The following is a 12,432-nucleotide window of genomic DNA, read 5'->3' on the forward strand; positions in this document are numbered from 1 at the left end:
GCGTGGGAAGCATGTTAGTAAGTAAGTGGAAACAGTATCTTGGATTCATGTTCATCATTGGGATGGTTTTTTCGGCGATTCCGCTGGTCGCACAGGCCGAAGATAATCATGATGAGCTATTTATTTATATCGGTGACAGCTTAATGAAAGCTAAAAATGGGGAAAAAGAGATAATCGTCAGCAACATGAATGAGTTTGAAAAGGAATGGCAAAGCACGCGAAAAGACAGCGAGCTGGCTGAGGTTGTGGATCAACAGCTGCTTGCAGTTAAACAGGCACTAGAAAAGGAAGAAGATACTCAGAATCTCAAACCAATATTATCAGCTCTTTCAAGTGCGGTCATAGCGTACGATCTAGAACAAAATCCAGTGGATACAAGCAAACATACAGATACTGTAAAGCAGCTGCTACCATTTATTACTGAATTGGATCGATCAATCGCAGATCAGGACTATGAAAAAGCAAAAAAGAAATATCAAGTTCTCTTGAATTTCTGGAATAAAGAAGTGGAGAGCATTGTTCGTGAGAAAAGTGTCGTTTCATACGGCGAAATTGAAAAATATATGGCCTTCGTCCGGATCAGCATTACGCAAGAACCGGCAGATCAGGATAAGGCAGTCAATAATCTAGATCATTTAAGGACATCTATAGATAACTTTCTGTCTGGAAATGTGAAAAAGGCCGAGGCTGACAGCTTCACATTATCGGATGTAACCGATCTGTTACAAGCGAGCGGACAAGCACTGAAAAGCGGTGAGTACTCTACAACGATTGAGAAGTTAAATGAAATTTTAACTATTTGGCCAATGGTCGAGGGGGATGTATCAACTCGAGACAGTAAGCTTTACAGTGATATGGAAACAAAGGTGCCAACGGCTATCAGTCTGCTGGAATCCGAAAAAGTTAAAGCGGAAGAAGCTCAGACTATTATTGAGGACTTACATGAAAGGCTGCTGCCTCTTATCTCAGAGACGAGCTATTCAACGTGGGATGCCGCCTTAATTCTCCTTCGCGAAGGTCTTGAAGCCTTGCTGATTGTAGCTACGCTGCTAGCCTTTTTGAAAAAAGTGAACCAGGGAGATAAACAAAAATGGATTTGGGTCGGGGTAGCTGCTGGTTTACTAGCCAGTGCGATATTAGCCATTATTATAAATATTGTCTTTTCAAGAATAACCGCGGCATCCAGTCGAGAATACATCGAAGGGATCACAGGCATTGCGGCTGTTGTGATGATGGTCAGCGTTGGAGCATGGCTTCATAGTAAAGCAAATGTGAAAGCGTGGAATCGCTATATAAACAAACAGATGACTCAAGCTATTACTACTGGAAGTGTTATATCTTTTGCTATGGTCAGCTTTTTGTCCATATTCCGTGAAGGAGCAGAGACCATCATTTTCTATGCTGGCATGTCACCTTATATGAGTATGAAGCAGCTGCTGACTGGAATTGTCCTTGCCTTAGTCATTTTAATTGTGGCGGGGGTATTAATCATGAGATATAGTGTGAAAATTCCCATCAGTGTATTCTTTAAAGCAGCGACCGTCTTTATCTATTTATTAGCATTTAAAATACTGGGTGTGAGTGTTCATGCACTACAAGTATCAAAGACGATCTCGATACATACACTTCATTCCTTCCCATTTATCGATTGGATTGGGCTTTATCCAACAGTAGAAACGCTTATACCACAGCTTGTTTTACTACTTATTATTCTCTTTACGGGAATTACGATAAAAAAACGGAATCAAACAGCATAAAAAAAGTTCCCAAATGAAGTGCACCCCAAAAGTTAGAGTCATAATCTAACTTTTGGGGTGTTTTAGTATGGCTAAATATAGCGATGAGTTTAAGTTGATGATTGTGAGAGAGTATCTTAATGGTCCACTTGGCTTCAAACTACTTGTTCGTAAATACGAGATAAAATCACCTACGCAATTAAGAAATTGGGTAAATATATACAAGAACCAAGGCGCAGTTGGACTTTCTAGAAAGAAAACCAATGAATTTTACTCTGTTCAATTCAAGCTTGATGTACTAAGCTTTATGAAAAGGACAGGCGCTTCTTACACTGAAACGGCTCTTCACTTCGGGTTGACCAATCCACCTTTGATTGCTTCGTGGAAAGGAAAACTCCTTGAGAGTGGTGTGGAAGGCCTACTTAAACCGAAAGGACGGCCAGCCATGTCAGACAAAGCGAAGAACAATCAAAGAAGAAAACAGCCTGTAAAAGAGATGACCGTTGAACAGAAACTCAAAAGGGAAAATGAACTTCTGCGTTTGGAGAACGAGTACCTAAAAAAGTTGCGCGCTTTTCAGATGGATCCGGACGGTTATCTCGAAAAGCACAAGCAGCGCTATCATACGAACTCAAAGAAGAATTCCGACTGAAGGATGTACTTCAGTTCATAGGTATTCCCGAATCTTCTTATCATTACCATGTGAAAAAAATGAAGCAAGAAAACCCTCATCAAGAAGTAGAAGAAATCATTCAAGCTATTTTTGAAGAGCATAATGGCAACTATGGGTATCGCAGGATTCGTTTAGCGTTAAAGAACCAGGGACTCCTAGTGAATCATAAGAAAGTACTACGCATCATGAGAAAGCTTGGATTGAAAGGGGATAAGTTCACCCGTAAATCACGTCGATTTAGTTCGTACAAAGGAACAATTGGCACGGTAGCGAAGAACAGAATCCATCGCCGGTTTAAGACCCCTATTCCCTATCAAAAACTCACCACCGACATCACAGAATTCAAGTGTGCGGATGGAGGTAAACTCTACCTCAGTCCGATTTTGGATATGTATAATGGTGAAATTCTTTCATATGGGATGAGTATGCATCCGACACTGGACTTTGTACTAGAGCCTTTGAAGGAAACTCTTCGAGTAGTAAAAGAGGCAAGATACCGAACGACCATCCATTCAGATCAAGGCTGGCATTATCAGCATAGAAAATGGGTCCATACATTGAAAAAACATAACGTGTTCCAAAGCATGTCCCGAAAGGGAAACTGCTTAGATAACTCGCCTATGGAGAACTTCTTCGGATTATTAAAGCAAGAAATGTATTATGGTGAACCACTTCGCACGTACGAGGAACTGAAACGGACTATCGAGTCCTACATTTATTATTATAATAACCAACGCATTAAACAGAAATTGGCTGGAATGAGTCCGGTACAATACCGTCTTCAAACCAACCAATTGGCTGCGTAATATAAAACTCTAACTTTTAGGGGTCACATCAAAAGGGAACTTTTTTTATGCCTTTAACGAACGCCGGTAGCGATACTGCTGCCATTGAAAACGGATAAAACAGCCAATACAGAAACCGAGGATGGCAATAAATGAGGCTAATGCAACCATGCATGTAAACACATACCCTGCTGAATTCCAGTTCATAAGAAAACTGAGTAATCCCAACCCCAGAAAGACGACAGCAATACCTTGATTAAATTGCTGTTGTGCATGCTCTTCTGGGATATAATCAGAAGGATTCTTCTTCAGAAACAGCTTTGCGAATCTCATTATAGGATTAAAATTAACAAGTAAACCAAGCATGCCAAAGAGTAACGGCACAGCTAAAATCCACTCTTGACCTGATATCCAAGTGATCACAACACTTAAGAAAATAAACCATTGATTGGTTCTCACCAGAGGCCGAGGTACCGTACGGATAGGAGTGTTTATCATAAACCCAACCTTTCAAGTGTGTTTTATCTATTAAAGCACGATACAGGTTGTTTTGGAAATGTCTTTGTTTAAATTATAATAATTCTAAATAAGTATTGATTATTGTTTTAAAGTAAGATACTATATAAATAACTAGTTGAAGAGTATAAATCTGAAGGAGGAAGTATGATGGCAGTGAAAATTTGCGATACATGCGGAACACCAATAAAGAAATTAAAACACTCGGTATTATGTCAATGTGGTCCGAAGATTCTGACTGGACATCATACTGCTAAAAGCAAGAAGTAAAGATTGCTGATCTCTAAAGATTGTTCAAAGGTCGATTGTTTTCCCGAGGAAAACGGTTGGCTTTTTTCGTTTCTTCTTACTTTTTACAAAAACGTTACGAAAATAGTAGATATTCTTATTCAAAATCGTGAATATAATGTAAGATAGTATAGGAAGTATTTTTTTTATTAAAACTCTGCAAACCATCACGTTATAGTTAGGGGGAAATTAAATTGGGATCGATAATCTGAAAATAGGTGAACTAGCACAACTAGCCAATGTTACGAAACGAACTGTTGATTACTACACCAATCTTGGATTGTTACAAGCAAGGCGGTCCTCATCTAATTACCGCTACTATACAGAAGATGAGCTTGAACGTTTGCGGCTGATTGTGGAATATAAACGTAATAAATATACGCTTGAAGAAATAAAAGTATTTTTGCTAAAAAAAGAACAAGAAGAAACTGACGTTGAACAAGCAAGACAAGAGCTTACCTGTAAGCTGACTCATATAAACCAAGAACTAAAAGAAGTCATTTCTTTTCTTGAGAAAAATAAACACAATAAACCCATGTTAAATCAACCTGTGTCCCATGAAAGCGTCACATTAATACAATCATTAACAGCTCTATTTTTAGTATAAGCAGGTTTTTTTGGAAATGTTAATGATATGAATTACAACTTAACTAAGTGACCCATACAAACATTATGTAGGAGGTGCTTGGGAGATAACCAGCTTTTCTTCCGAAGCTAGATGCGGAGGGGATGAAGTTGGTTAACCCATACACATTGGAAATTACGATAAAATTATTAGCAGTTGCTTTATTAATAGCATTAACAGCATTTTTTGTCGCATCAGAATTTGCGATTGTGAAAGTAAGAACATCCCGTATTAATCAGCTAATTGAAGAAGGCAACACGGCAGCCATTGCTGCAAAACGTGTAATTGGACATCTCGACGAATATTTGTCAGCTTGTCAGTTAGGGATTACTGTGACAGCACTTGGACTCGGGTGGTTAGGGGAACCTACTGTAGAACTCATTTTACACCCGTTGTTTGAGAAGTTCCATATGGATGAATCACTAACCGGTATTCTTTCTTTCGTTATTGCTTTTGCTTCGGTTACTTTCCTTCATGTTGTTATTGGTGAATTAGCACCAAAAACAGTGGCTATCCAGAAAGCTGAACAAATAACGCTGCTGTTTTCAAAACCATTAATTTGGTTTTACCGTATCATGTTTCCGTTCATTTGGGTGCTGAATGGTTCAGCGCGTATTTTAACAGGAATGTTCGGAATAAAGTCGGCCTCTGAACAAGAATCAGCACATTCTGAAGAAGAGCTTCGGATTATCTTGTCAGAAAGCTATAAAAGCGGTGAAATTAATCAATCTGAGTACAAATATGTAAATAAAATTTTTGAATTTGATAATCGTAATGCAAATGAAATCATGGTACCCCGTACAGAAGTGGTGGCTATTGAAAAAGGTACGTCACTATTGGATGTCATTGAAATTGTTCAGCAGGAGCAATTTACCCGCTATCCTGTTATTGAAGGTGACAAGGACAATGTCATCGGAATGGTTAACATTAAACGTCTGTATACAGCAACCATCACAGAAGAGCACGTTGCCGAACTGCAAATTGATAATTTTATTGCGCCAGTTATTCGTGTCCTTGAGACGATTCCAATTCATGATTTATTATTGAAGATGCAAAAAGAACGGATTCATATGGCTATTTTAACTGATGAGTATGGCGGAACAGCCGGGTTAGTAACGGTTGAAGATATTTTGGAGGAAATCGTAGGGGAAATCAGAGACGAGTTCGACCAAGATGAGCGCCCGCTTATTCAAAAGATTAAAGAAAACCATTATCTGTTTGACGCCAAAATGCTTATACAAGATGTAAGTGATATGCTCGGCATTCAGCTTCCAGAAGAAGATATCGATACACTCGGTGGATGGATATTGACAGGAAGATATGACGTAGCAATTGGTGATAAAGTGGAATATGAAGGGTATGAATTTACTGTTAAAGAAATGGATGGCCACCATGTTTTATATATAGAGGCTAATAAGCTATAAGTAGTTGACCGGAGGCAAGAGCTTCCGGTTTTTCTTTTGGGTTAAAGTGTATAGTAAGAATGGATCATTACCAATAATCTGCCTCGTTTAGTACTACTGTTCTTACTGTAATAATGTTAAAATAGGAATATCCATGACTATCTATACTTCGGTTGAAATCATAGATTGAAATTTTACTAATAGGAAGCAGGAGATAAGATGAGTTTTAAAAAGAAACAGCTAATAGGCTTCGGATTAATCTTGCTTTTTTTAGCGGTGTTGCTTACTGGCATTATCTTTATGCTAAATAGTATAAAAAGCGATATGACTGAAATTGTAGAAGATCGGTATTATAAGGCGCAAAGTACGATGGAAATCCGTCAGCTTTTTTCACGTTCGGATCGAGAAGTACTCTTTGCGGTGAATGAAGCCAATAAAAAGGAAGCAATGGCTAGTGTTGAAATTGTAGAAGAAAATCATAAAGAAATTAATGCAAAGATTGCTGAGCTATCAAGTATTTTAAATACGGTGAAAGCGGAACAGCTCCTTAAACAGGTAGAAACTGATTATGCCTCTTACCGTATGACTGAAGAAGATATTGTGCAAAGTGTTAAGGAGTCTAATTCTGCAGGTTCATTGACAGGATTGATGGCAGATCAAAGCAGTAAGCGTCTGAAAGTCATGGAGAGTATTGAAGACTTCAAAGATTATCAGGAAACCTTAATGAATAATGCACTGAGTGATGCCACAACCACATACAATGATTTGATAAATTTTATTATTATTGCGGTTAGTTTAAGTATTATAGTCATCGCAGCAACGGTGATTTGGATGATAAAGAGTACATCGAATAACTTACAGTCTATTACGGAAGTTATTAAGCAAATTGACTTTAAAAATTTATCGAACTTACCAAGGATTTCTGTTCAAACAGATGATGAAATCGGTGAAATTGCTGAGTCATTTAATGAGATGGCAGGTTCTCTGGAAACATATAATAAAAAAGAAAAAGAATTTACAAGCAAGATCAGCAATCAAAATTGGGTTCAAACGAGACTTGCTGATATGGCCACGATGTATCAAAGAATTGTGGATATGGAAGCTCTGGGTCATCGATTCATTACGCGTCTTACCCCTATGATGGGAGCCTCATTGGGTGCGTTTTATGTTAAACGTGGTCAAGGTGAATATACAACCTTTGTTAAACTTGCTTCATTTGCAGGAAATGGGGAAGAAGCAGGTCGGGTGGAATTCAAGCCGGGTGAAGGTCTCATTGGACAATGTATTCTGGAGAAGCGCTCGCAGATTATTAATGATGTACCAGATGATTTTAAAGTGGTGACAACGGGATTAGGTGAAGCAAAGCCTAAAAGTATATTTATTACGCCAGTTATTTTTGAAGATGAAGTGATTGCTGTCATCGAGCTTGGAAGTTTAGAGCCATTTACTGAACAACAACAAACTTTATTAGGTAGAGTTGTAGAAACATTGGGGATTACAATCAATAGTGTTCAAGGACGAATGGAAATTGAACGTCTATTGAAGGAATCACAGGCTCAAACAGAGGAATTACAGGCTCAGTCAGAAGAGCTGCAAGCACAATCAGAAGAAATGCAGGCACAATCCGAAGAACTCCAGACACAAGCTGAAGAGTTACGCATGATTAACGAACAGCTTGAAGAACGTAACCGTGATACTGAAGAGAAATCTAAGGAACTACAACGAGTGAAAGTAAGCTTAGAAGCACAAGCAGAAGAGCTTAAGTTAAGTTCTAAATATAAATCTGAATTCCTGGCAAATATGTCGCATGAATTACGTACACCCTTGAATAGTATCCTTATCCTATCTGAAATGTTATCTGATCAGACTGAGACGGGGCTTTCAAGTGAACAACAGGAATTCGCCCGCGTGATTAACACATCAGGTCAGGATCTTCTGTCGTTAATAAATGATATTTTGGATTTATCCAAAGTTGAGGTTGGGAAACTGGATGTTGTGTTTGAAGAAACCAACCTTAGTGAGCTGCCTGACTCGTTAGTACGTAATTTTGAGCACGTGGCAGCTAAAAAAGGTTTAGACTTTACTGTGAAAAAAGATAAAAATGTACCAGATATCTTCTTTACTGACCAACAGCGTTTCCAACAGATTTTAAAGAACCTGCTTTCAAATGCAATTAAATTCACTGAAAAAGGATCTGTTTCTGTACACATTAAGCTTGCTGAAGAAGAACAAGTTGCACAGTTCATCAATACGAGTGGGGCAAATAACTGGGTTGAAATTAAAGTAACCGATACTGGGATTGGTATTCCAAAAGAAAAACAAGAACAAATTTTTGAATCCTTCCAGCAGGTAAATGGCGCTACTATGAGAAAATACGGTGGTACGGGACTTGGTCTTTCGATATGTCGAGAATTTGCAAAACTTCTTGGCGGTTGGGTAATTGTAGATAGCGAAGAAGGTCGAGGCAGTGAATTTACGTTATTTATTCCGAGCCTTCCAGAAGGTGTAAACAGTGAAAACAATACTGCTGCACAAATAGAGGAAGTAGCTGCGGGAACCGCTGTTCCAACTGCTGAAACGAATGTTGAAATTCAGATTAATATCAGTGACGAAGATAATGCAGTATTCGAGGATACTAACACGACTAACCTATTTAAAAATAAAAAGGTGCTAGTTGTAGACGACGATCACCGGAATATTTATGCATTAAAGTATGCCTTAGAGCGTGAAGGTATGGAAATCATTACTGCTGAGAATGGGATGGAATGTTTGGAAATCCTGAAAAATGGTTATAGTATTGACGCAATATTAATGGATATTATGATGCCTGAGATGGATGGATATGAAACCATGCGTCGTATACGGAGTGAAGGGATCTATGAAGAATTGCCGATTATTGCTTTGACAGCAAAAGCGATGAAAGGCGATCGAGAGAAATGCTTGAAGGCCGGGGCATCGGATTATGTAAGTAAACCATTGAAAATGGATCAGCTGCTTTCTGTATTACGAGTATGGCTGACGAATTAACAGGGGAAATAGAAAAGGCAGGCGGTACGTTCATGAAGGACCAATTGAGCCAAGAAGAACGGGAAGAACTGGAGATAGACTTATTGCTTCAAGCCGTTTATCGGGTTTCTGGTTTTGATTTTAACCAGTATATGAGGTCTTCGATTAAAAGGCGTATTGATAATCGTATGAGGCTGGACCGAGTCCGTACGATTAGCGGTATGATAGAAAAAGTATTGTATGATAAAGGGTTTGTTGAGAAGTTGATTAGTGACTTTTCGATAAATGTTACGGAAATGTTTCGGGATCCAGATTTCTTCAAATCGTTTCGGACTAAAGTTATTCCACTTCTTCGAGAACTTCCTGAAATCAGGATATGGCATGCTGGTTGTTCAACAGGAGAAGAAGCCTTTTCGATGGCTATTCTTCTCGAGGAAGAAGGTCTTTATGATCGGTCGAAGATTTACGCAACCGATATGAATGAACGAGTTCTCGAACAAGCTGGAAAAGGTATTCTTCCATTGAATAGAATGCAGTCCTATACGAAGAATTACCTGCAGTCCGGCGGTAGTCAGGCTTTTTCTGAATACTATAGTACGGATTACCAATTTGCCTATTTGAATCCACCATTGCTGAAGAACATCACCTTTTTTCAACATAATCTTGTTACAGACGGTTCATTTAATGAATTTCACGTGATTATGTGCCGGAATGTGATGATTTATTTCAACAGTGAATTGCAAGAAAGCGTTAATCAACTATTTTATGATAGTTTATGTAAAGGTGGATTCCTAGGAGTAGGAAACAAAGAAACACTAAGAACTATGGATTACTCTGACAAGTATTCTGACTTTGACTGTAGAGAAAAGATTTATAAAAAATTATAAAAAAACGAGTATGCCCTTTAGGCATACTCGTTTTTTAATGGGCTTGGATAAACACCACGCACATATCGTCGGGTTGTTCAAGTTGCAGTTCTTGGGGCATGACGAAGTTTATTGGCTCTTCGTTTGAACCATCGAGCCATTTCTCTGAAATGACTGCTTTCAGTTGTTCAAGACCATCGATTCCGTCCTTTTCAACGGCTTCCATTACACCATCGGTAAATAAAAGCAGCTGAATTTTGTCTTTGTAGGAAAGGGTAGCTTTCTCAATTTTCATTTCAGGAAAAAACCCAACCGGACAGCTTCCAGTTGATAGAGGATGTATTTCTTCATCATCAATCATGGCAAAGCCAGGGGGATGCCCGGCATTCACATATTCTACTGTTTTTTCGCTGGTATCAATGATCATATAAATCGCTGTGAAATAATAATGAACTTCATTATCTTCTTTATTAAGAAGATTCATCCATCGGTTTAATTCAGTTATAACGGCTGTAGGATCTGTATAAGTACGAATCGCATCTCGTAATACAGAAGAAATAAACATACATACGAGTGAAGCGGTAATTCCGTGCCCCATCATATCTAATAGGATAATTGCGTACCGGTCTTTATCGATTCGGTGCCAGTAGTACATATCACCCGCGAGTTTATTCGCAGGTAAGTATGACGCCTTAATGAGCAGGTGATCATTTGCAACAGGTTCACTTAACAGACTGCTTTGTACTTGCATGGATAAATCAAGTTCATTGCGGATTTTTTCTTCTTGCATTCGGTGCCAGTCTTTCTCGTATTTTAGACGAAGGCCTACTCGAATTCTTGCGAGTAAATCGACTTTATTAATAGGTTTTAATATGTAATCAATTCCACCGACATCTAAGGCTTCTGCCACCTTATTAGAATCTTCAAGGGCGGTAACAAAGATGACTGGGATATCTTTTAAGTGTGGAATACTTTGAAGCTTCCTGCAAGCTGTAATTCCATCAATATCAGGCATCATAATGTCGAGGAGAATAATATCAACTGATGTTTCTTTATTTGGACCGTCTACCTCTAAATAATCATACATTTCCTGAGCAGAAGTCAGGGAGGTGAAATCTTCATAGCCGGCGCGCTTTAAAATTTTTTCTATAACAAAAAGATTTACCTGATTGTCATCTACGATTAGAATTTTCATTCTCTGCTTCTCCTTTAAACTTAACAAAAAATACGTATATATATTCTTATGGAATATAGAATCAAGTAGGTTAATTGTTAGATAATGGCGTAATACTTTTATTATAACGTACTTTTGTTTACAAATATAATTAGAGAGTGTTGAAAAATCAAGATAAGCAACCATAAAAAAACATGGCTCAAGTCAAAAGAGCCATGAGGAAAAATACCAATATACACTTCATTTACCCTGCTGAAATAAAAATAAACCTAAAATAGCATAAAACTTTTAAAAATAAAAAAACCGACTCCCTAGGGGGAGCCGGTTTTATATGGTAATACCTTAATCTTTTAATTTTCCAATTCCTTTTTGAATACTGCCTTTTACTTTATCTGCTTTTCCTTCTGCTTGTAGGGAAGGATCATTCTGTGCGTTACCAGCTTGATCTTTGGCCTCGCCTTTAACTTTATTTACAGTGCCTTTTACCTTATCAGATAATCCACTCATATAAAATTCCTCCTCATTAGCGTGATAATGTTCTTTACCCGGATTAGGAAGAGGGTAAACACATGTGGATGATTAAGAGGCCATTTTTTTAAGGACATAACGCTCAATAAAGGAAAGGGATGCCTCTACAATTTTATCCTTATCATAGTCTAGGGATGCTACGTGATAAGAAGAGGGTAAGTCCATACATTCCTTTTCAGAGGATGAAATACTTTGAAAAATTTCCATGGAACAATAAGCCGGAACTACGTGGTCATCAGGAGAGCTGCATATGAGAACAGGACAGGAAACGTGATGGAGCTTTTGCCGTAAATCCTGCATTAAGAGCAGTAATTGTTGAACTGCTTTAAGCGGAACGGAGGGATAGGTAATTTCATACGCAGCTGGATCATGAATATCTGGTTTTCCTTCTGCAATGAATCTGGGTGAATCTGCGTGTTTAAATGTTTCATACCACGGGACCTCGAGGGCAGCATTTAGCGTGACAATGCCGCTGCATGCTTCCTTTTCTGCTAATGTTAAAGCTAGGGTGCCGCCCATTGATTGACCAATCACAACTATATTGGAACAAGTTTTCTTAAGTGTGTTGTATGCATCTTCTATATTTTGAATCCAATCTTGGTAATAACAAGTCTCCATATCTTCTGCGCACGTACCGTGTCCTTTTAAAAGCGGGGCATATACAGTGAAGCCCGCCTTAGCGAAGCATTCGCCAATATAGGCAATGCTCTGGGGGGTACCGTTAAAACCGTGACAGATTAGAATACCAGTATGGTTTCCGGGTATGAAGAATGAATCAGCGCCGGAAATAATCGTCGAGTTTGACATAAAAATTCTCCTTTCAAAATAAAAA

The 12,432-nt window shown here is 38.4% G+C and carries 10 protein-coding genes and 1 pseudogene; 7 read left to right on the forward strand and 4 right to left on the reverse strand.

Annotated features, from left to right (window positions below):
• Positions 1–11 precede the first annotated feature (11 nt).
• The 3 genes and pseudogenes from MHI18_RS12560 to MHI18_RS12570 all read left to right on the forward strand — a co-directional run.
• Positions 12–1,757 (forward strand): FTR1 family iron permease, encoded by a 1,746-nt coding sequence (locus MHI18_RS12560; RefSeq protein ID WP_340847857.1) that lies wholly within the window; start codon positions 12–14, stop codon positions 1,755–1,757.
• 67 nt (positions 1,758–1,824) lie between these two features.
• The gene (locus MHI18_RS12565) at positions 1,825–2,388 is read left to right on the forward strand and encodes a helix-turn-helix domain-containing protein (RefSeq protein ID WP_340845507.1); all 564 of its coding nucleotides are present in this window, start codon (positions 1,825–1,827) and stop codon (positions 2,386–2,388) included.
• Positions 2,382–3,215 (forward strand): annotated as a pseudogene (locus MHI18_RS12570) (IS3 family transposase); the annotation flags it as partial. The gene MHI18_RS12565 and the pseudogene MHI18_RS12570, both read left to right, overlap by 7 nt.
• Positions 3,216–3,260: 45 nt before the next feature.
• On the opposite strand, the gene MHI18_RS12575 reads toward MHI18_RS12570, so the two are convergent.
• Positions 3,261–3,692, reverse strand: a complete 432-nt coding sequence (locus MHI18_RS12575; RefSeq protein ID WP_340847858.1) for a DUF4395 domain-containing protein — start codon at positions 3,690–3,692, stop codon at positions 3,261–3,263.
• Between the two features lie 520 nt (positions 3,693–4,212).
• Here MHI18_RS12575 and MHI18_RS12580 point away from each other — a divergent pair.
• The 4 genes from MHI18_RS12580 (at position 4,213) to MHI18_RS12595 (ending at position 9,919) form a co-directional block, all read left to right on the forward strand.
• Positions 4,213–4,605: a MerR family transcriptional regulator gene (locus tag MHI18_RS12580; RefSeq protein ID WP_340850281.1), complete on the forward strand. Its 393-nt coding sequence runs from the start codon at positions 4,213–4,215 to the stop codon at positions 4,603–4,605.
• Between the two features lie 146 nt (positions 4,606–4,751).
• Positions 4,752–6,047 (forward strand): hemolysin family protein, encoded by a 1,296-nt coding sequence (locus MHI18_RS12585; RefSeq protein ID WP_340847859.1) that lies wholly within the window; start codon positions 4,752–4,754, stop codon positions 6,045–6,047.
• Positions 6,048–6,245: 198 nt separating this feature from the next.
• A complete protein-coding gene (locus MHI18_RS12590) occupies positions 6,246–9,053 on the forward strand; it encodes an ATP-binding protein (RefSeq protein WP_340847860.1) in 2,808 nt (935 codons plus the stop codon).
• A gap of 32 nt (positions 9,054–9,085) precedes the next feature.
• Positions 9,086–9,919, forward strand: coding sequence for a CheR family methyltransferase (locus tag MHI18_RS12595; RefSeq protein WP_340850282.1), 834 nt, complete (start codon positions 9,086–9,088; stop codon positions 9,917–9,919).
• A gap of 34 nt (positions 9,920–9,953) precedes the next feature.
• On the opposite strand, the gene MHI18_RS12600 is transcribed toward MHI18_RS12595, so the two are convergent.
• The 3 genes from MHI18_RS12600 to MHI18_RS12610 form a co-directional block, all read right to left on the reverse strand.
• Positions 9,954–11,093 carry a PP2C family protein-serine/threonine phosphatase gene (locus MHI18_RS12600; protein ID WP_340847861.1) on the reverse strand — a complete coding sequence of 380 codons (1,140 nt, stop codon included), beginning with the start codon at positions 11,091–11,093 and terminating at the stop codon, positions 9,954–9,956.
• A gap of 321 nt (positions 11,094–11,414) precedes the next feature.
• Positions 11,415–11,579 carry a CsbD family protein gene (locus MHI18_RS12605; protein WP_081704767.1) on the reverse strand — a complete coding sequence of 55 codons (165 nt, stop codon included), beginning with the start codon at positions 11,577–11,579 and terminating at the stop codon, positions 11,415–11,417.
• A 72-nt stretch (positions 11,580–11,651) separates the two neighbouring features.
• A complete protein-coding gene (locus tag MHI18_RS12610) occupies positions 11,652–12,407 on the reverse strand; it encodes an alpha/beta hydrolase (protein ID WP_340847863.1) in 756 nt (251 codons plus the stop codon).
• Between the last annotated feature and the right edge of the window lie 25 nt (positions 12,408–12,432).

It is taken from the genome of Peribacillus sp. FSL H8-0477 (assembly GCF_038002765.1).
GTDB lineage: Bacteria > Bacillota > Bacilli > Bacillales > DSM-1321 > Peribacillus.